This window comes from Sphingobacterium olei (genome assembly GCF_005048855.1).
Taxonomy (GTDB): domain Bacteria; phylum Bacteroidota; class Bacteroidia; order Sphingobacteriales; family Sphingobacteriaceae; genus Sphingobacterium; species Sphingobacterium olei.
The window spans coordinates 116,805-136,688 of the sequence record NZ_SUME01000011.1; the positions used below are offsets into that span (position 1 = coordinate 116,805).

Below are 19,884 nucleotides of genomic sequence, written 5' to 3' on the forward strand. Positions count from 1 at the left end.
ATTTTGTTCTCCATGGTGATAAAGTTGTGCCGATTCATTTTTCATCTTAAATCAGGATAACTTCCTATTCCATCAACTTAATTATTATGGTACTAGAACTAAAAAAGGCGACATAGAATACTATATCGCCTTCCTTAAACTTCTAAAATTATTATTTCGCAGAAGCATAGTTTTGCGCGACAGCATCCCAATTAACAACGTTAAAAATTGCATCTAGGTACGCCGGACGTTTATTTTGGTACTTCAAATAGTATGCGTGTTCCCAAACATCAATACCAAAAATTGGAGTACCTTTTACTTCAGCCACATCCATTAATGGATTATCCTGATTAGGCGTAGATGTAACCGCTAATTTACCATCCTCACCAACAATTAACCAAGACCAGCCCGAGCCAAACCGTGTTGCTCCTGCTTCTTGCAATTTCTTTTTTAATTCATCAAAAGATCCGAAAGTTTCCTCAATAGCTTGTGCCAATTCACCTGTTGGAGTACCGCCAGCATTAGGGCCTAAAACAGACCAAAATAACTGGTGATTAAAATGTCCACCACCATTATTACGAACAGCTGGTGAATATTTACTCACATTTTTAAGGATATCTTCTAAAGACGCATTTTCCGCATCCGTTCCGGCGATAGCCTTATTTAAATTGTCGATATAAGCTTGATGGTGACGATCATGGTGGATTTCCATGGTCTCTCTATCAATATGTGGTTCTAATGCCTCTGCAGCATATGGTAATGCCTCTAATTCAAATGCCATAGTTTTTATGTTTATTAATTATTTAAAATTGAATGCACGAATATAACAAATTTCGTTCGACGTTTGTTTATCCAAATCGTGATTTTGTGGATAAATCAGCGTTTATTACGAAAAAATGATTTAATTAATGTTGCGCAATCCTCTTCCATTACTCCTCCAATTATTTCTGTCTTAGGATGGATAATTTGTTGGTTAAATTTAGTAAAACCCCGCTTCTCGTCTTTTGCACCATACACTATTCGGGATATTTGGGTCCAATAGGATGCTCCTGCACACATTACACAGGGCTCTATAGTAACATACAAGGTACAATCTTTTAAATATTTCCCTCCAATAAAATTAGAAGCGGCGGTAAATGCCTGCATTTCAGCATGCGCCGTAACATCATTCAGGCGCTCAGTCAGATTATAGCCTTTTCCAATGATTTTTCCTTGCGAAACAATTATAGCACCTATTGGTACTTCATCCTCTTCAAATGCACGCTGCGCCAAGCGCAGTGCCTCCTTCATATATAGCTCGTCTGTCGATAAAGACGTGTCATTTTCAAAATTATAAACCCGCATTTTTATTTTAATTTGGCGCCATTCGGTAATCGGCGCTCCACACCGGAGAGTACGATATCCCCATTTTGATCTTCAAATCCAGTGACCAAACATTCGGATAGAAACTTGCCGATCTGCTTTTTAGGGAAATTGACAACCGCTATAATCTGCCGATTTATTAATTCTTCTTTAGTATATAATCTCGTAATTTGAGCGCTGGATTTTTTAACGCCTAATTCGCCAAAATCAATACGAAGTTGATACGCTGGTTTACGCGCTTCAGGAAAATCATTCACCTCCACAATTGTACCTACACGAAGATCAACTTTTTCAAAATCTGCCCAACTTATCTGCTCCATGTCCGTTACAACCTATTACTGTCTAAATCGCTCAATTCTTTAGAAAGTGTGAAAAGTACATATTCCCTATTTCTACGTAACCTTTTTGCTAAGCGTGTCAATAATTCATCTTCTTCGCCTTCGATGTACCGCAAATCAGCATCCGTCAGGTGGTTATACTTTCGTTGCAGTTTTATTTTTAGTGTTTCCCAATCAGAATTTGAGATTTTGAACGTTATCATATAATAATCATTTATGTTAGTTAAGGATTAATTCTTATTTTAGTTGCTAAATTTAACACTTATCACATGAAAAAACTAATACTTGCAGCAATTGTATGCTTACTATCGGTAACTTATTCGCAGGCACAATTACTTCCATCATTTAAATTGGGTGTAAAAGGAGCTCTAGGCTTTTCTACACTACATTCAGAGGGTAAATTATTCAACTCCAATACGAAGACAGGTTATCAACTGGGGTTATGGGGCCGTGTAGGAATAGCGGGCTTTCACGTACAACCTGAGGCGTATTTTGCCAACAAAAAAGTAGGCCTTAAAGACGGAAATGAAAGTGGAGACGCCACGTTCAAAAGCTTTGACGTACCTGTTTTGCTGGGAACGAAAATAGGTTTAGGTCCGATTGGCTTCCGTGTGCAAGCAGGCCCCGTATTTTCCTTTGCACAGGATGGTGATATTGATTTCACACAGGCGACAAATTGGGATAGTTACAAGAAAACTTCAACAGGAATCATTGGAGGAATTGGCGCGGATATAAGCAAGCTAACCGTAGATTTACGTTACGAGCATGGGTTGACTAACCTTAACGGCAGTGGAAACGATAATCAAAAAATAAGAATGTGGACCATCGGCGTAGGTTTCGCTTTCTTATAGGCGGTATATCTGTATAGAAATACCAGCTAAAAGAGGTCGGATGCTAATGCATCCGACCTCTTTTAGCAATAAGAGATTAGAACAATTCTAAATTATAGGTTTTTTGTATTATAACAGGATTTATTATAAAGTAAATAGATATTTTTGCACTTAAAATAAATTATAAGGATAATGAGTAGTAAATCGAAGCCAGTTTTAAGTTCTTCTATTGGGAAGAAGCTGATCATGAGCTTAACAGGACTATTTTTATGTACGTTCTTAGTTATTCACTTGATCGGTAACTTGCAGTTATTTAAAAGCGATGACGGGTATGCATTTAACAATTATGCATATTTCATGACACATTTTACACCTATTAAAGTAGTTTCTTACTTACTTTATGCTTCTATTATCATTCATGCTGTCTATGCGATAGTATTGACCATGAATAATAGAAAAGCCAGACCTATTGGATACAAACAATATGATGGACAATCAAATAGTAAATGGAATTCTCGCAACATGGGCATCTTAGGTACTATCATTTTAGTATTTTTAGCTACTCATTTACAAAACTTCTGGTGGAAATACCATAATGATCAAGTACCTTATGTAGAATATCGTAAAGACCTTTCTACCGGAGCCATAACGACCTACGAATTGCAAGCCGCAGACTTCACGGAATATTCGGTAATTACTGATAATGGCGTAGAGGTAACAAAAGCGCGAAATCTATACAAACAAGTTGATTTTGCATTTCAAAACATTGGTTTGGTTGCATTATACGTTATTGCAATGGCAGCCTTAGCATTCCATTTAATTCATGGTTTTGGTTCTGCATTTCAGACAATAGGTTTTAATCATAAGAAATATGTGCCCATTATCCGATTCTTAGGTGTTTGGATATTTGGTATCATTATCCCTATCGCATTTGCATTAATGCCATTATATTTTTATTTCATTAAGTAATATTTTAGGATAGCGTATTACGCAGATCTATTAAAATAAATAAAGCATATGTTAGATTCAAAAGTACCTGCAGGCCCATTGGCTGAAAAATGGTCAAAACATAAATTTGAAATGAAGCTAGTTAATCCAGCTAACAAACGTAAATTTACAATTATCGTTGTTGGTACAGGTTTAGCAGGAGCTTCTGCTGCTGCTTCATTGGCAGAATTGGGTTATAATGTAAAAACATTTTGTTATCAGGATTCTCCTCGTCGTGCACATTCTATTGCCGCTCAAGGTGGTATTAATGCCGCAAAAGATTACCAAAATGACGGAGACTCTGTATTCCGTTTATTCTACGACACCATCAAAGGAGGTGATTACCGCGCGCGCGAAGCTAATGTTTACCGCTTAGCGGAAGTTTCGACAAATATTATCGATCAATGTGTTGCTCAAGGTGTACCTTTTGCGCGTGAGTATGGCGGATTATTAGACAACCGTTCATTTGGAGGTGCGCAAGTATCCCGTACGTTTTACGCACGTGGTCAGACGGGACAACAACTTTTATTGGGGGCTTATTCGGCGTTAAACCGTCAAATTCAAAAAGGTAAAGTTCAGTCCTACACCCGTCATGAAATGCTTGATCTAGTGAAGGTTGACGGTCAGGCACGTGGTATTATCACCCGTGATATGGTAACCGGAAAGATCGAAGCACATGAAGGACATGCCGTATTATTGTGTACCGGCGGATATGGAAACGTATTCTTCTTGTCTACAAATGCTATGGGATGTAATATAACTGCAGCTTGGAGGGCCCACAAACGGGGTGCTTTCTTTGCAAACCCTTGCTATACACAGATCCATCCTACTTGTATTCCTGTGACAGGCGATCACCAGTCTAAATTAACATTAATGTCGGAATCGTTACGTAATGATGGTCGCGTATGGGTTCCTAAAACAACAGAACTAGCTGCTAAATTGCGAAAAGGAGAACTGAAAGCTGCAGATATTAAAGAAGATGATAGGGATTATTTCTTAGAGCGTAAATACCCTTCATTCGGTAATTTAGTTCCTCGTGATGTAGCATCAAGAAATGCGAAAGAAGCGGTAGATGATGGCCGAGGTGTGGGTAAATCAGGTGTCGCTGTATTTCTAGATTTTGCAGACGCTATACAACGTTTGGGTGAAGATACGGTACGTGCTAAATATGGCAACTTATTTGACATGTACTACCAAATCACTGACGAAAATCCTTATAAGCAACCCATGCGTATTTACCCGGCTGTTCACTATACCATGGGTGGTGTGTGGGTAGACTACAATTTGATGACGACAGTCCCAGGTCTTTATGCGTTAGGAGAGTGTAACTTTTCCGATCACGGCGCAAATCGTCTGGGTGCTTCTGCATTAATGCAAGGTTTGTCAGACGGTTATTTTGTAATTCCATACACAGTAGGTGATTATTTGGCAAAACTAGGAAACTTCAATCCTGTAGATAAAAATCATCCGGCATTCGAACAAACCCGTCAAGAAGTAGAGCAAAAAATCAATGCACTGTTGGCATTAAAAGGTGAAAAAACCGTTGACGATATCCATAAAGAATTGGGGCATATCATGTGGGAATACTGCGGTATGGCACGTACTGCAGAAGGCCTGACCAAAGCGAAAGGATTAATCCAAGAATTGAAAAAAGAATTCTGGAGCAATGTCAAAGTCTTAGGCGAGAATGAGGAATTAAATATGTCTCTTGAAAAAGCAGGCCGAGTAGCCGACTTTATCGAGCTGGGGGAACTAATGGTAGATGATGCGTTGAATCGTAGAGAATCCTGTGGAGGACACTTTCGTTTAGAATCACAAACTGAAGAAGGTGAAGCATTACGTATAGATGAGGAATTCACTTATGTATCAGCATGGGAGTATACAGGTGATGATCAACCAGAAGTTCTTCACAAAGAAGAGTTAGTATTCGAGAACGTTAAGTTAACACAAAGAAGTTATAAATAGATGTGAGATAAAAGATCTGAAATAATAGACAGTGAAAAATCCTAGTATCTCAGATCTCCAATCTCCAATCTCAAATCATATACAGATATGAGTGCACATATGAATTTAACGCTAAAAGTATGGCGTCAAAAAAATGATAAATCGAAAGGTCAATTTGTGACTATTCAAGCAAATGACATCGCTGATGATATGTCCTTCTTAGAGATGCTTGACATCGTAAACGATGATCTCACTCGTAAAGGAGAAGATCCTATATATTTTGATCATGACTGTCGTGAAGGAATTTGTGGGATGTGTTCGTTGGTAATTAACGGTCGTCCTCATGGACCTAAATACGGAATTACAACTTGCCAGCTTCACATGCGTTCATTTCATGACGGACAGACTATTGTCATCGAACCTTGGAGAGCAGCTGCTTTTCCTGTATTAAAAGATCTAGCGGTCGACCGTACATCATTTGATCGTATCCAACAAGCCGGAGGATATGTAAATGTCAACACAGGTGGAGCTCAGGACGCAAACAATATCTTAATCCCCAAACGCATTGCTGATGAAGCTTTTGAATCGGCGACGTGTATCGGATGTGGAGCTTGTGTAGCTGCTTGTAAAAATGCTTCCGCTATGCTTTTTGTATCCGCTAAAATATCTCAATTTGCACTATTACCTCAAGGTCAAACCGAACGCTATGAACGTGCTCAGGCTATGGTAGATCAAATGGATGCAGAAGGCTTCGGTAATTGCACAAATACAGGCGCTTGTGAAGCAGAATGTCCGAAAGGTATTAAATTGACAAATATCGCTCGTATGAATAGAGAATATTTGACAGCAAAATTCTTTAGAGAAGAAGATATTCATAATTAATTTCTTCAATATATATCATTTAAAGTCCTCGTAAAAATATTTACGAGGACTTTTTTAGTTATATTTACTACGTTTAATTGCATAGCCGATCTTAAAATGGGATATAAAATTCGAATTCTATTACTTCTTCTTACCTTATGTTTCGTTGCAACGGCTATTACTGTTCACAATCGAGTGGGTAAAGAAGATCTATTAGAACTTGATACAAAAACCTTAACAAATAACATCCATCAAAAAGAAGATGTTATTGACAAAATTTTTTCGGATACACTATTATTAAAAACACTTAGCAACTTCGAAAGATACCCTCTCCAGGTAAGAGAATATGCTAAAACGTATACGAAACAATCTATATACCTCTATATTTATAAAAATAACAAACCCGTTTACTGGGTTTCGAATGTGTACGTACCAGAGACACATAACGGCCTAAAAAACGACATAAATTTCATCAAATCTGATAATCGTTCATTTATTGTCCGACAAAAACAAATAGACGGAAACATAACCGTATTAGCACTCCTACCTGTTAAAAGAAATTTTAATACAAATAATGAATATCTAAAAAACTCTTTTCTTGATTGGATACTAAAAACGGAGAATCTAGAAATTGCTGAATTTAATGATACTGGAAGCATTCGGAATATCTATTCCAAAAATAAAACATATCTCTTTTCCGTAAAGCTAAAACCTGGAAAGCATAATAATATTTACATTCAGATCCAATTTATTTGCTGGATTTTCGGCACATTGCTTTTTATTATTCTAATGAGTAATATCTGTTATGAACTAGCAAAAAAAGGCAGTAGTTGGCTGTCTGCATTATTGTTTGCAACTGTTATCGTTGGAATACGACTAGTGGATCTAGAAACGAATTGGCTTGCACAAAACTCAAGTTTAGCGATTTTTGATCCAAAGTACTATGCATATAATAAATTCTTTCCTCACCTATGGGCGTTTATTATTAATAGTGTAAGTATGCTGTGGTTTATTTGCTACCTAATCTCTATTAAGAAGTTTCTTACGATTCCGCAAGCCATTATAAAAACAGTTAAAGGAACAGTGGTCTATTATTTGCTACTATCTTTGTTATACATACTTTTTAATGCTTTTTTTTTCCAGCTCAACACATTAACGACTAATACTTCAGTAAGAAATAATGACTTAACCCAATTACTAGACTTAAACTCTATTACTCTTATATTTATTTCTATTTATTGTATAAATATATTATCCTTAGTCGCCTTCTCCGATTTAGTGCTAGACTTGGGTAAAAAAATAATAGAAAAAACTACTACCAATCTCAATATTCAATTATTCGTATTGGTACAAGCGATTATCATTTCAGCACTCTGTGAAGATTATAGTTTATTCAATGTTATTGTAGGATTGTTGATCATGATCAGGTCTTTTGATAATCATAAAATACATGAAAGCAACTTCTCTTCCCACATTGCTGCTTTGGTTTTGATTGCATTAATTTCTACAATCAAGTACACAGAGGCTTGGAAAATCAATCAGGAGGAAGAGATGAAGCTAATCCTGACCAATCTAGAAGCCGAAGATGATATAAATGCCATTACATTATTCAGCGAAATAGAAGATGATATCCTAAATGACCAAAAACTAAAACATCTCTTTACTTTAGGTATTTCTTCTAAGGAAGTTAGTTTTATCGATGAATATATAAAAAGACAGTATTTAAGTGGATACCTTTCTAAATACGAGTTCCAAGGCTATTATTATTTCAACAATAATTCGTTGGGAATTTACAATAAGAACAAAATAGACGAATATCGAGAGAAAGTTATCAGCAGATCGTCTCGTCTAAATGAAACCGAATACTTTTATAAAGTCGCGAGTGAGGTCGGCACACATGAATATTTTGCTCAAATACCCCTCCCCATTAGTGAAACACAAAACATATTGTTATTTCTGAATTTCAAAAACAAAGCATTCAGTCCAACCATTCCCTATCCGGTTATTCTAACAGACAATAGATTGGACTTTATTAATCAGGAAAACATCAATAAAGATAGCTTTGCACTGTACAAAAATGGTGCTCTCATCACTCAAAATGGAAAATTCACTTATCCAAACAGAGACAAAGATTATCCTAAAAAAGAAAATGAATTTATTAAGTTAAATGACAGCTTTGGATTCCATCATATGCTGTATAAACCGAATTCATTTACCACTATTATTGTAAGTAAACCATTTCAATCCTATTGGGAATTTATAGCGGTGGTATCACTTTCTTTTTTAATTCTATACATTTCCACGACCATATTAAAATTCTTTAGTTCAATATATAAAGTTTTTAGCTCACGGAAATTTAAATTCAAAAACCTAAAATATCATTTCCGATTACTATTCAGTAATATACAATATAGTACACGCATCCAAACGCTGGTCATCGCCTCCGTATTATTCGCTATTATTATTTCGGGTATTATTACTTTTTTTAGTATAAGCTATCAGTCCGAAAACAACAAGAAAAATGACAGATTGAATTATATTTCTGAAATAAGTAAGCGGATAGAAAATACAATTTCATATTCCAATACAGTTCCTCTTGATCGCTTAGAAAGTATTCTTCAATACCTTACCGATATTCTAGTCACAGACTTTAATTTGTATAATAAGAATGGAAAATTAATTTATTCAACACAACCCAAGATTTACGATCAAAAATTATTATCGGAATACATCAATCAAGATGCATATATTGATTTAAATGTGTTGAAAAAAACAGAAACTTTGCACACGGAAAGGATCGGAAATTTTGTATATTCTTCTACCTATTCCACTATAAGAAACAGTGAATACCAAACAATTGCGTATTTGAGTGTCCCCTATTATGCTGCTAAAAAAGAAGACACTTCAAATCAGAATATTATTTTAAATACCATTTTGAATATCTATACTATCATTATTATTGCATTTGCATTCTTCTCAGCATTTATATCCAACAAGATTACAGCTCCACTTAACATTATCAGTAAAAAATTATCTCAAACTAACTTAAGTGGTAAACCGAATGAACCGCTATATTGGGAGAAAAATGATGAAATAGGTGCTTTAATTAAGGAGTATAATTACATGCTGGTCAAACTCGAAGAAAATGCAAAACAACTTCGGAATGCAGAGCGAGAGATAACCTGGCGAGAGATGGCTAAACAGATCGCACACGAAATCAAGAATCCACTTACCCCAATGAAATTGGGTATACAACAACTTAGTCGGTCATTCTATGAAAAAGACCCAAAATTGGAGGAACGATTCGGACGTATTTCTACATCTTTTATCGAACAGATAGATGCCTTATCACGAATAGCATCGGAATTTTCCGCTTTTGCAAAGTTACCAGAGACTAAGTTGGTCGAAATTAACTTAATCGAAAAAATATTAAAATCTATTGATTTATACAACAATAACCACAACACAGTCATTCAATTGGTTAATAATACCAACTTAAAAAATATTACCGTATTGGGAGACCGTAGCCAATTATTAAGATCATTTAATAATCTGATCAAAAATGCCATTGAAGCTAGTCCTACGAAACGCAAACACCGGATTACTATTTTATTGTATTCCATGCCTGATCATTGGATAGAAGTACAAGTTAAGGATAACGGATTAGGCATCGCTGATGATGCTTTACCCAATATCTTCAGACCTAACTTCACCACTAAAAGCTCAGGTACAGGATTAGGACTCGCTTTTGTAAAACAAACTATTGATGGAATGGGGGGGAATATTAGGTTTGAGACCGAATTAAATGTTGGAACAACTTTTTATATTCAGCTGCCATTAATAAATGAGTTAGAAGACTCATAATAATATTTTTACAAAAACAATAAAGAAATAATTGTTTAATCAACTATATTCGCGCAATATAAATTTTAATAAATTATGAATTGGAGAAAATCTCTATTTGTTGCTGCCGCATTATTGTCCTATACGGCTCATTCATATGCGCAGGACAATCTAATTAACGCTTTAAAGACGAATGTAAGTGATAAAAGCAAAGAAGGTTTTACTTTCACTGAGGTTATCAACCTTAGAAATACTTCCATTAAAGATCAGGGTTCATCGGGTACATGTTGGTCCTACTCTGGAAACTCTTTCCTTGAATCTGAAATGATTCGAATGGGAAAAAAACCTGTTGAGATCTCTCAAATTTTCACTGCCTACTATACCTACCTCGAAAAAGCTAAAAATTATGTAAGACTACACGGTGACCAAGCGCAAGGCGAAGGCGGTCAATTACATGATGTATTAACAATATTCCGTCAATATGGAGCTGTCCCCAGAGAAGTATATACTGGACTACAAGAAGGGCAAACCCGAAACAATTTCTCAGAAATGAGCAATATCATACAAGGTATAAACGAGAATATTGTAAAAAATAAAAAATTAACACCTAACTGGCAAAATGCCGTAACGGGTGTAATGAACGCTTATTTGGGAACTCCTCCTAAAGAATTCCAATACAATGGTAAAACATATACACCCCGCACATGGGCGGATCAGGTAGTGGGTATTAATCCAGATGACTATGTAGGTATATCTTCATTTGATGCTTATGCATATTACAAACCATTTGTCCTTCTTATTCCAGACAATTGGTCTTTTGAGAGTTTTTACAATGTGCAAATCAACGATTTGACAAGCATAATTGACAATGCCCTACAGAATGGGTATACAGTAGCATGGGCTTCCGATGTATCTGAAAAATCCTTTAGCTGGAAAAATGGCGTAGCATATGTTCCTGAAAAACCTGTTGAACAGATGACAAAAGAAGAACAGGAAAACATGTTTAATGGTCCAAAACCGGAAGCAAAAATTACTCCAGCCCAACGTCAGGCCGCATTTGATGATTACTCAACAACCGATGATCATGGTATGCACATCGTAGGAATAGTAAAAGACCAAAATGGAAAAGAGTACTATATTGTTAAAAATTCTTGGGGTGAATCCAACGACTATAAAGGATATATGTATGTAACCAAAGAATTTGTGCGCTATAAAACGATTTCAATCCTAGTCCACAAACATTCTATACAAAAAGAAATTAGATCAAAACTAGATATTTAAATACTATTAGAAGGTGGTTGAAAAAACCACCTTCTTTATTTGAACTCCCTATTTCCACCACCGTTGGAATAACTGGTTTTCATTTCGAAAATCAACTAGCTCACCTATCATGGGTGTTATTACAGAGAGTCTTGGACCGTCATCATTTAACGAAGTAACCTTTTCCAGAGGTTCTTTCCAAGGATGGTTAGCGAGTTTAAATTTTCCCGAATGAACGGGTAATACACGTTTAGCAGACAAATCTTGTGTTGCCAGCAACACTTCTTCCGGCATCATATGAATGTATTTCCATTTATAATCATATTGTCCATTCTCTAAAATAGCTAAATCAAATGGCCCATATTTTTCACCAATCATCTTGAAATGCGTGTCGTATCCGCTATCCCCACCTACGAATATCTTCAAATTGGTTGCTTTTAACACATAGGATGTCCAAAGCGTTTGATTTCTTTTAAAAGATCGGCCTGAAAAGTGTCTTGCTGGCGTAGACGTAAGCGACATATTATTCTTTAACTTTATAGTTTCATACCAGTCCAATTCTGTTATTTGTTCAGAAGGATATCCCCAAAATTCCAAATGTTCTCCAACTCCCAAAGGACAAATAACATGACTTACTTTGTCTTTAAGCTGTTGAAAAGTGGTATAATCTAAATGATCGTAATGATCATGTGTGATGATTAAGTAATCCAGATGCGGCATATCGTCAGAAAGTGTCAGATCCGCTCCTTTAAATGCATTATTTGTACCATAAAGGGGCGAAGCATTCTTAGTAAATACCGGGTCAACTAAAAATTTCACTCCTTCTATCTGCATATAATAAGACGAATGTCCGAACCAAACTAATCCATCCATATCAGTCGGAAATTCCGCTAAATCTGTTTGTACGTGTGGTATACTGTCAATTGGATAAGCTTCCTCTACTTTAGCAAATAGTAATTCCTTTATCACACCAAAGTAAGAAACACCTTCCGTCATTGCAGGTGTATGCGAGAGATTCTGAAACTCACCGTCACGAAAGTTTTTAGATTGTTTGATACGCTGAAGTCTTTCTCCCGACGCTGCTTTGCCAAAGAGTGGATGTTTTAAAAAGACGACACCAACTCCCAACAAAACAGCAATGATAATAAAGAAGATGTACATTTTTCTATATTTGTTTTTTTTAGCATTTTTCATTTCGCTGCTAAAATACAAAATAAGCAATTCCGGAATTTGTGCGAATTGTTGATTTAATGTAGAAATAAAATAAAACCAATTTAACTATCAGATGTTATCTATTATGTGATATCAACGCCCGGCATTCAAAAAACACTAGACGAATATATTTCTGATATTTTTTACGTACTCTTAATAATACCAATATATTATAAACATGAAATCGCTATCTACCATCATTTTCGGAATAGGCCTTCTCTTTACAATTCCGGTCTCTTCCCAACCGTCATCCTCATTAAATGGAGTATATCATGCTAAGACGTCGGATATAAATACCCTGTGGCTTTTTACAGACGGTTACAGTTCGCAGATCATCTATCAGGATAAAGCGTATCGCTCTACAAAGGGAGGTCCTTTTAAATATGATGGAAAAACGCTATCCATCAGTCTAGAATACAGCGATCAGGACAGCAGTGAAGTTGGTACAACACAAGAATTGCCAATACAACAAGATGGTACTAATCTCAAAGATCAAAAAGGGACCGTTTACAAAAAGCAACCGGCTAAAATTCAGGATCTTGATGGTGTATGGCGAATTAGCGGGCGGAAACAGGGCAATGAAATAAGTACCATACAACGTGGAGACCGAAAAACAATAAAAATTCTGGTGGATGGTTATTTTCAATGGGTGGCCATCAATCCCGCGGTAAAAGGCTTCTATGGGACAGGCGGAGGCCATTACGCACACAAAGACCAACAATATACCGAACATCTACTTTTCTTTTCCCGTGATAACTCGCGTGTCGGGAATCATCTGAATTTCAAAGGAGAAATCAAAGATAACGAATGGCATCACTCTGGAAACAGTTCAAAAGGAGATCCCATATATGAGATTTGGAGCAGGGAATAAAAATTTCATCATGTCGACTGCCAGTAGGCAGTTGACATGATGATTTAGCACTTAGCCAAACAAATCAGAGCTCAGATATCGATCTCCTCGATCGCAGGAAATGAATACAATCACACCCTCTTCAATTTCATTCGCAACCTGCAGCGCAGCATGAAAAGCACCTCCTGTACTCATACCTGAAAATATCCCTTCCCTTTTCGTGAGCTCCCGTGCTTTTTCGGTAGCGTCCTGTTGAGAAATATCGATAACCCTGTCTATCCTTGACGCATCAAATATTTTCGGTAAGTAGGCCTTGGGCCATCTTCTAATCCCCGGAATGGAAGATTCTTCTGTAGGCTGACATCCTATAATCTGGATTGCTGGATTCTTATCTTTTAGAAAAATAGAGTTCCCCATTATGGTCCCCGTAGTACCCATTGCACTTACAAAGTGTGTTATTTTACCTTCCGTATCACGCCAAATTTCAGGTCCGGTAGTCTTGATGTGTGCCTTATAATTATCTGGATTGGAAAATTGATTCAGAATAAAATATTCTCCCGTCGCTGCCTTTTCTTCTGCATAATCACGACAGATTTCCATCGTATCTAACAACGTCACTTTCGCTCCAAACGCCTCCATAGTCAACATACGCTCGCGAGTAGAGGTTGATGGCATTACCAATTCTAAACTTAAATTATACATACCGGCAATCATCGCCAACGCAATACCCGTATTGCCACTTGTAGCTTCAATAAGCTTAGTGTCTTTTGTGATTTCTCCCCTTTCTAAAGCCGAACGGATCATGTTCAATGCAGCACGATCTTTTACCGAACCCGCCGGATTATTCCCTTCCATTTTCGCGTAAATTCGTACCTTCGGATTGGAATGAAACGAGGTAATTTCTACTAAAGGCGTATTCCCGATAGAATCAATTATATTTCCCATTATACTAGTGGTTTTGAGTCAATGAATTTTGAATTGGGTAAATGATATACCGTGGTATATGGTTCTACGCTATTGGTCAACCATACATTCCCTCCAATAATGGAATGGTGGCCGATTACCGTTTCTCCTCCCAAAATAGTTGCCCCTGCATAGATAATCACATAATCCTCGATAATAGGATGACGCTGCGTATCCACCATTGATTTTGCAACACTCAACGCCCCCAACGTGACACCTTGGTATAATTTCACATGGTTCCCAATAATACAAGTCTCCCCGATTACAAGTCCGGTACCGTGATCAATATATAGATATTCGCCAATCCTGGCACCCGGGTGAATATCTATACCCGTCTTAGAATGTGCATGCTCCGTCAAAATCCGTGGGATCAAGGGCACACCCAGTGTCCAAAGTTGGTGTGCTATACGATACATACAGATAGCAGTGAATCCTGGATAGGTTCGAATCACTTCTCGAATACTACGCGCAGCCGGATCACCGTCTACTATTGCTTGAGCATCCGTCAACATACGCGCATAAATCTTTGGCAATTCCTTAAAAAAAACCGTAGCGACGTTTCGATTATCACAGTGTGAGCAAGCTTTAGTTTTCAGCAAGAGTTCAAATAATTCAACTTCTGCCTGTTCGAAAGCCAATTTTATCTCTTCCACACTTTGGAAACTTTTCGAATTCCGCTCCGGAAACAACAGGTGAAGCACATGTGTAGCCCACTCGGCAATACGTCTATTACTCGGCATATCCTGAACTTCGAGTTGCTTCTGATATAAGTGATTGTAAAAATCTTTCATAGTATTTCCTAGACATATATTTCTCTAGACAAGCAAAGGTAATAATCCTTTCGATAAAATCTATCAAGCCTATAGAACTAATTTATCAAATAATTCCCGATGAGTTTCTTCTGCTGAATAGCACAACCCGGGATGGACTACCGAACACTGGATAAGTGTACTCCTTTTCGCTGTGAGCCAACGAAAACGTTCCGTTTGATCCAATTCGGCAATCTTTCCAGCCCCTTTTTCTCCCGCACATATTTTTACGAATGACTCCAAATGACGATGAATCAGATCTAAGTCGATTGCAGGATCTAATGCGATACACTTGGAAGCATCTATATGGATCTTAACATGAGCATACCGCTGTTTTCTACAGTAGAGCGCCACTCCTACATTTACAAATTCCTCTCGCTCAACCCGAGGAACCACCCGCACTATGGCATACTCATATACGGTTCTCTCGCTCATGTTCTATCTGCTTTATAAAAATTTCGGAATGGGTAATTCTACGCATAATAAATTCAGCATATATCGCTCTAGATTCTTCTGGCGAAATATCACGTCCTTCTTGTAACAACCACTCGTCTGGTATAATAGCCAATATGTTACGAATATGTTGTTCCGTGAATAATGGCTTATATTCTTCATCTATCTTTCTTACCTGCGCGGCATTTTTTATTAAAACATGGTTCTTTATTTGAATAAATGGTTTCGCGGCCTGTGCTTCCCAATTGTCCCACGAATGGTGAAAATATAGGGAAGCTCCATGGTCTATCAACCACAATTCTTTATGCCAGATCAACATGTTGGTATTACGGGGAGTACGATCAACATTCATCAGCAAGGCATCCAACCATACAATTTTCGAAGCTTCCTCCTCACTAATAACATCTACATTGGCATCGAAAGTGATCGCACCGCTCAGAAAATGTACCCCCAGGTTCTTACCCACAGAGAACTTCAATAAATCTTGAATTTCTTCATCTGGCTCTGTACGCCCAAACGCTTCATTCAACTCAGCAAATACCATTTCAGGCATTCGCAACCCTAGATACCGAGCCAATTCCCCTCCTATTAATTCGGCTATTAAGGCCTTTTTACCTTGCCCCGCACCTCTAAACTTAATGACGTAACTAAAACCGTCATCCGCATCCACCAAAGCAGGAAGTGAACCTCCCTCTCGGAAAGGCTGTACATAACGGATGATGTTTACATGTCGTATTTCTGGTTTCTTTATATTCATTTTATTTCATCCGTAAAAAATTGTTTTTTAAAGTTGATGAAGATACGATGATTTCATTCATTCCACCGTGTAATTTATTTGTGTTTGATTATTTCTTGTTAGTACTTATGAGCCTTAACTACGGTAGAAAAATCATAATTGTTTCCTCTATAAATAAATTCTCAAACGCTGAGGAGAACTGAGTTTCTGAGCTCACCGAAACTATTTATTTGTCTAAAATAATATAATTATTCCTTTTCTTGAAATTTATGCCCTCTTACACAAATATAGCTGGCTCCAACAGTATATTCAATGCGACTACAATTGCATAGAAAATAAATTGCGAATCGTATTTTTTCTATTAGGCTTTGGCGAATGCAAAGCATTTTATCTAAGTTTGTGTCAATACTTTGCTTATACAGCAATATAAAATTTCATATGGATACGACTACGGAATACAATAATGTAATAAACTATTGTCAAGATTTATTTATTAAAAAAACGAAAGATTATGGTACAGCCTGGCGCATCTTACGGCTTTCATCTATTACAGATCAGATCTATATCAAGGCTCAGCGTATACGGACGTTGGAAATAAAGAAAGTATCCAAAGTAGGTGAAGGCATCATCGATGAATATGTTGGTATCATTAATTATTGTGTTATTGCACTAATGCAACTTGAACTCGGTGAAGGTGGGGAAGAAAACCTTGATCCCATATGGGTCGCTCAACAATATGCCGAAAAAGTAAATGAGACGCGAGATTTAATGTTCGCTAAAAACCATGATTATGGCGAAGCATGGCGTGATATGCGTACCTCATCCATGACGGATCTCATTTTGATGAAAATTCATCGTGTCAAACAAATTGAAGACAACGACGGTCAAACCTTAGTGTCAGAAGGCTTGAAAGCCAATTATCAAGATATGCTAAATTATGCTGTATTTGCATTAATAAAATTAGGATTAGCTGAACAAAAATAGAACGAAATGTCAACTTCATATTACACCGCTTATAATACCAGATCCGAAAAAACCAATATCCTACTTTGGATATCACGGTTATTTGTAGGTTTGCTTTTTATCTTCTCTGGATTAATCAAAGCCAATGATCCTATGGGGTTTGGTTTTAAACTGCAAGAATATTTTCATGTATTCCATATGAATTTTCTAAATGATTACAGCACATGGATTGCTGTCATCATTTGTGCTTTGGAAATTATTCTAGGTGCATTATTATTGCTTGGGATTGCCGGAAAAAAAGTTGCTTGGGGATTGTTGCTTTTGATTATTTTTTTCACGTTTTTAACATTCTATTCGGCTTTTTTTGAAGTAGTGACATCCTGCGGATGCTTTGGAGATGCAATTCCCCTTACTCCATGGCAATCTTTTATAAAAGACCTTATCCTATTAGCTTTCGTACTATATATATTCGTTTACAGAGCACAACTAAAGCCCGTCATTAAAAACAATTTCTCCCGCAATTTAGTTACCTTTTTAATTATCGTTGCTTCCTTCGGAATAGGTATCTATACCGTTTATTTTCTACCTTTCATTGACTTCTTACCCTACAAAGTTGGTAATAATATCCCAAAATTAATGGAGATTCCCGAAGACGCACCGCAAGATGAATACCAACATATATATTCCATAAAACATAAAACTACAGGCGAAAACAAGAAGGTGACCGATAAGGTGTATATGGACGAAAAAATATGGGAGGATGAAAACTGGGAAATCGTAGGCGAACCAGAAACCAAACTGATAAAAAAAGGGTATCAAATACCAATCTCTGATCTGAATATTTCAGATGCAGAAGGCAACAACGTAACACAAGAAATCATCACAAATCCCTATTACAATTTTGTAGTCGTAAGCACGGACGTAACAAAACTGTCGCCCACAGATTTTCTTGCCTTAGATAAACTTAATGAAACCATAAGGAATCTTTCCAAAGATTACAATATTAGAGCCACATTACTAACATCAAGTTCTTCTAGCGATGCAAACTACCTGAATGATCAATTAGACTTAGTACTGGAAATTTTTTATGCTGATGCAGTCCCGTTAAAAAGCATGGTTAGATCCAATCCTGGGGTATTACTTCTACAAAATGGTGTAGTGATAAACAAATGGTCGAAGCAATCTTTTCCGAACAAAGAAAATTTAGAAAAAACTTATTTTCAAGGTCATTAATATGGGGAAACCAATATTTTTAATAGGCTTTATGGGGAGTGGTAAGACGACTTGGGGAAAAAAAATCGCTCAAGTACTACAAATTCCGTTTATTGATCTCGATCACGAAATAGTTGCACATATTGAAATGTCTATTCCCGAATATTTTTCGTTACACGGAGAACAACAATTCCGTGTGTTAGAAAGCGAATTCCTAAAAAAACAACTAGACAAGCATGCTGTAATTTCCACAGGAGGAGGAACACCGTGTTTCTACGACAATATGGAGTGGATAAAAAACAACGGACTTTCTCTGTATCTTTATCATACGCCAAAATCACTTTACGCTAGACTAAGTCAATCCGACGTCAATAAACGTCCCGTATTAAAAGGATTATCTGGTGAAAGTTTATTTTCTTTTATCGAAAATAAACTTGATGAAAGAAAAAGGTATTACGAGCAAGCTCATATAAAGTTCGAACAGATCCACACCCCCTTGGAAGAAATAATCGAACTTATAAGAAAATATCAGGGAGAGAATACCCAATATTAAGCGTATGTCGATTCAGGTAAAAAATCTCACTAAAACTTATGGCAGTCAAAAAGCATTGACATCCATAACTTTTGAAACCCAATCCAATCATATCATAGGTTTTCTTGGCCCGAATGGTGCGGGAAAGTCTACTACGATGAAAATTTTAGCAGGCATCCTTCCTGCTGACCAAGGAGAATGTTTAATAAACGGCATCAATATCCGCCTTGAATCGATCAAAGCAAAACAAACAATCGGTTACCTTCCTGAGAATAATCCGCTATATATGGATATGTACGTTCAGGAAATATTAACGTTTGAAGCCAATTTACATCGGATTCCCAATCCTAAAAATCGAATCCAGCAAGTAATATCGCTCACCGGTCTAACACAAGAGAAACACAAGAGAGTGCATCAGTTGTCGAAAGGATACAAACAACGTGTCGGTCTTGCAATGGCTATTATACATGATCCTAAAATTTTAATTTTGGACGAGCCTACATCTGGACTTGACCCTAATCAAATACTGGAAATAAGAGCACTTATCAAAGAGTTAAGCAAAAATAAAACAGTGCTGTTGTCTACACACATTATGCAAGAAGTGGAAATCCTATGTGATGAAATCATTGTTCTTGATAAGGGAATATTAAAAGATCATTTCCTTAAATCTGACGCTGCTATAAGATTTCCGAATCAAAGTATGGAAGAAATTTTCGTTCAACTTACCCGCTCCTAAAAACTTTTTTTCCT

General features: G+C 36.8%; 20 protein-coding genes. 11 read left to right on the plus strand and 9 right to left on the minus strand.

All coding sequences use genetic code 11. The annotated features are described in order from the left end of the window. Positions 1–151 precede the first annotated feature (151 nt). The 4 genes from FAZ15_RS20575 to FAZ15_RS20590 form a co-directional block, all read right to left on the minus strand. A complete protein-coding gene (locus FAZ15_RS20575) occupies positions 152–760 on the minus strand; it encodes a superoxide dismutase (RefSeq protein WP_136903252.1) in 609 nt (202 codons plus the stop codon). Positions 761–855: 95 nt separating this feature from the next. Then, positions 856–1,323: a nucleoside deaminase gene (locus tag FAZ15_RS20580; protein ID WP_136903253.1), complete on the minus strand. Its 468-nt coding sequence runs from the start codon at positions 1,321–1,323 to the stop codon at positions 856–858. 2 nt (positions 1,324–1,325) lie between these two features. Next, positions 1,326–1,661 carry a tRNA-binding protein gene (locus FAZ15_RS20585; protein WP_136903254.1) on the minus strand — a complete coding sequence of 112 codons (336 nt, stop codon included), beginning with the start codon at positions 1,659–1,661 and terminating at the stop codon, positions 1,326–1,328. Between the two features lie 5 nt (positions 1,662–1,666). Beyond that, complete coding sequence (locus FAZ15_RS20590) at positions 1,667–1,882, minus strand: CsbD family protein (protein ID WP_136903255.1); 216 nt, start codon at positions 1,880–1,882, stop codon at positions 1,667–1,669. A 66-nt stretch (positions 1,883–1,948) separates the two neighbouring features. Here FAZ15_RS20590 and FAZ15_RS20595 point away from each other — a divergent pair, with 66 nt between their 5' ends. The 6 genes from FAZ15_RS20595 (at position 1,949) to FAZ15_RS20620 (ending at position 11,425) form a co-directional block, all read left to right on the plus strand. Further along, positions 1,949–2,530: an outer membrane beta-barrel protein gene (locus FAZ15_RS20595; protein WP_136903256.1), complete on the plus strand. Its 582-nt coding sequence runs from the start codon at positions 1,949–1,951 to the stop codon at positions 2,528–2,530. 171 nt (positions 2,531–2,701) lie between these two features. Continuing rightward, entirely contained in the window at positions 2,702–3,478 is a 777-nt protein-coding gene (locus FAZ15_RS20600; protein ID WP_136903257.1) for a succinate dehydrogenase cytochrome b subunit, read from the plus strand. Between the two features lie 48 nt (positions 3,479–3,526). Next, entirely contained in the window at positions 3,527–5,461 is a 1,935-nt protein-coding gene (locus FAZ15_RS20605; RefSeq protein WP_136903258.1) for a fumarate reductase/succinate dehydrogenase flavoprotein subunit, read from the plus strand. A gap of 87 nt (positions 5,462–5,548) precedes the next feature. After that, on the plus strand, positions 5,549–6,322 hold the full coding sequence (locus FAZ15_RS20610) for a succinate dehydrogenase/fumarate reductase iron-sulfur subunit (protein WP_136903259.1): 774 nt from the start codon (positions 5,549–5,551) through the stop codon (positions 6,320–6,322). A gap of 96 nt (positions 6,323–6,418) precedes the next feature. Then, the gene (locus FAZ15_RS20615; protein WP_136903260.1) at positions 6,419–10,165 is read left to right on the plus strand and encodes an ATP-binding protein; all 3,747 of its coding nucleotides are present in this window, start codon (positions 6,419–6,421) and stop codon (positions 10,163–10,165) included. 75 nt (positions 10,166–10,240) lie between these two features. After that, positions 10,241–11,425, plus strand: a complete 1,185-nt coding sequence (locus FAZ15_RS20620) for a C1 family peptidase (protein WP_136903261.1) — start codon at positions 10,241–10,243, stop codon at positions 11,423–11,425. 48 nt (positions 11,426–11,473) lie between these two features. Here FAZ15_RS20620 and FAZ15_RS20625 read toward each other — a convergent pair whose 3' ends face one another. Beyond that, the gene (locus FAZ15_RS20625) at positions 11,474–12,565 is read right to left on the minus strand and encodes an MBL fold metallo-hydrolase (RefSeq protein ID WP_136903262.1); all 1,092 of its coding nucleotides are present in this window, start codon (positions 12,563–12,565) and stop codon (positions 11,474–11,476) included. A gap of 229 nt (positions 12,566–12,794) precedes the next feature. On the opposite strand from FAZ15_RS20625, the gene FAZ15_RS20630 reads away from it, so the two are divergent. Further along, the gene (locus FAZ15_RS20630; RefSeq protein WP_136903263.1) at positions 12,795–13,487 is read left to right on the plus strand and encodes a hypothetical protein; all 693 of its coding nucleotides are present in this window, start codon (positions 12,795–12,797) and stop codon (positions 13,485–13,487) included. Positions 13,488–13,538: 51 nt separating this feature from the next. Here the strand turns inward: FAZ15_RS20630 and cysM are convergent, their stop codons facing one another. The 4 genes from cysM to FAZ15_RS20650 all read right to left on the minus strand — a co-directional run bounded on the left by cysM (position 13,539) and on the right by FAZ15_RS20650 (position 16,448). Then, positions 13,539–14,411, minus strand: a complete 873-nt coding sequence (gene cysM, locus FAZ15_RS20635) for a cysteine synthase CysM (protein WP_136903264.1) — start codon at positions 14,409–14,411, stop codon at positions 13,539–13,541. Continuing rightward, positions 14,411–15,220, minus strand: a complete 810-nt coding sequence (locus tag FAZ15_RS20640; RefSeq protein ID WP_136903265.1) for a serine O-acetyltransferase — start codon at positions 15,218–15,220, stop codon at positions 14,411–14,413. Before FAZ15_RS20640 ends, cysM begins: the two co-directional genes overlap by 1 nt. Positions 15,221–15,289: 69 nt before the next feature. After that, positions 15,290–15,673: a DUF3037 domain-containing protein gene (locus tag FAZ15_RS20645; RefSeq protein WP_136903266.1), complete on the minus strand. Its 384-nt coding sequence runs from the start codon at positions 15,671–15,673 to the stop codon at positions 15,290–15,292. Next, entirely contained in the window at positions 15,651–16,448 is a 798-nt protein-coding gene (locus FAZ15_RS20650; protein ID WP_136903267.1) for a HipA family kinase, read from the minus strand. The genes FAZ15_RS20645 and FAZ15_RS20650 overlap by 23 nt, the downstream gene beginning before the upstream one ends. Positions 16,449–16,865: 417 nt before the next feature. On the opposite strand from FAZ15_RS20650, the gene FAZ15_RS20655 reads away from it, so the two are divergent. Genes FAZ15_RS20655 through FAZ15_RS20670 form a run of 4 tightly spaced genes read left to right on the plus strand, consistent with a single transcriptional unit; the run spans position 16,866 to position 19,870 of the window. Further along, a complete protein-coding gene (locus FAZ15_RS20655; RefSeq protein WP_136903268.1) occupies positions 16,866–17,411 on the plus strand; it encodes a DUF1599 domain-containing protein in 546 nt (181 codons plus the stop codon). 6 nt (positions 17,412–17,417) lie between these two features. After that, a complete protein-coding gene (locus FAZ15_RS20660) occupies positions 17,418–18,623 on the plus strand; it encodes a BT_3928 family protein (RefSeq protein WP_136903269.1) in 1,206 nt (401 codons plus the stop codon). 1 nt (position 18,624) lies between these two features. Then, entirely contained in the window at positions 18,625–19,155 is a 531-nt protein-coding gene (locus tag FAZ15_RS20665) for a shikimate kinase (protein ID WP_136903270.1), read from the plus strand. Between the two features lie 4 nt (positions 19,156–19,159). Continuing rightward, complete coding sequence (locus FAZ15_RS20670; protein ID WP_136903271.1) at positions 19,160–19,870, plus strand: ATP-binding cassette domain-containing protein; 711 nt, start codon at positions 19,160–19,162, stop codon at positions 19,868–19,870. The last annotated feature ends 14 nt before the right edge of the window (positions 19,871–19,884 follow it).

Bases quoted from the DNA above. Each gene is read 5' to 3' on its own strand.
- FAZ15_RS20590 (WP_136903255.1), bottom strand. From the start codon at position 1,882: ATGATAACGTTCAAAATCTCAAATTCTGATTGGGAAACACTAAAAATA.
- FAZ15_RS20670 (WP_136903271.1), top strand. From the start codon at position 19,160: ATGTCGATTCAGGTAAAAAATCTCACTAAAACTTATGGCAGTCAAAAA.
- FAZ15_RS20620 (WP_136903261.1), top strand. From the start codon at position 10,241: ATGAATTGGAGAAAATCTCTATTTGTTGCTGCCGCATTATTGTCCTAT.
- FAZ15_RS20600 (WP_136903257.1), top strand. From the start codon at position 2,702: ATGAGTAGTAAATCGAAGCCAGTTTTAAGTTCTTCTATTGGGAAGAAG.
- FAZ15_RS20605 (WP_136903258.1), top strand. From the start codon at position 3,527: ATGTTAGATTCAAAAGTACCTGCAGGCCCATTGGCTGAAAAATGGTCA.
- FAZ15_RS20575 (WP_136903252.1), bottom strand. From the start codon at position 760: ATGGCATTTGAATTAGAGGCATTACCATATGCTGCAGAGGCATTAGAA.
- FAZ15_RS20655 (WP_136903268.1), top strand. From the start codon at position 16,866: ATGGATACGACTACGGAATACAATAATGTAATAAACTATTGTCAAGAT.
- FAZ15_RS20650 (WP_136903267.1), bottom strand. From the start codon at position 16,448: ATGAATATAAAGAAACCAGAAATACGACATGTAAACATCATCCGTTAT.
- FAZ15_RS20660 (WP_136903269.1), top strand. From the start codon at position 17,418: ATGTCAACTTCATATTACACCGCTTATAATACCAGATCCGAAAAAACC.
- FAZ15_RS20580 (WP_136903253.1), bottom strand. From the start codon at position 1,323: ATGCGGGTTTATAATTTTGAAAATGACACGTCTTTATCGACAGACGAG.
- FAZ15_RS20610 (WP_136903259.1), top strand. From the start codon at position 5,549: ATGAGTGCACATATGAATTTAACGCTAAAAGTATGGCGTCAAAAAAAT.
- FAZ15_RS20665 (WP_136903270.1), top strand. From the start codon at position 18,625: ATGGGGAAACCAATATTTTTAATAGGCTTTATGGGGAGTGGTAAGACG.
- FAZ15_RS20625 (WP_136903262.1), bottom strand. From the start codon at position 12,565: ATGTACATCTTCTTTATTATCATTGCTGTTTTGTTGGGAGTTGGTGTC.
- FAZ15_RS20645 (WP_136903266.1), bottom strand. From the start codon at position 15,673: ATGAGCGAGAGAACCGTATATGAGTATGCCATAGTGCGGGTGGTTCCT.
- FAZ15_RS20630 (WP_136903263.1), top strand. From the start codon at position 12,795: ATGAAATCGCTATCTACCATCATTTTCGGAATAGGCCTTCTCTTTACA.
- FAZ15_RS20585 (WP_136903254.1), bottom strand. From the start codon at position 1,661: ATGGAGCAGATAAGTTGGGCAGATTTTGAAAAAGTTGATCTTCGTGTA.
- FAZ15_RS20615 (WP_136903260.1), top strand. From the start codon at position 6,419: ATGGGATATAAAATTCGAATTCTATTACTTCTTCTTACCTTATGTTTC.
- FAZ15_RS20595 (WP_136903256.1), top strand. From the start codon at position 1,949: ATGAAAAAACTAATACTTGCAGCAATTGTATGCTTACTATCGGTAACT.
- FAZ15_RS20640 (WP_136903265.1), bottom strand. From the start codon at position 15,220: ATGAAAGATTTTTACAATCACTTATATCAGAAGCAACTCGAAGTTCAG.
- cysM (WP_136903264.1), bottom strand. From the start codon at position 14,411: ATGGGAAATATAATTGATTCTATCGGGAATACGCCTTTAGTAGAAATT.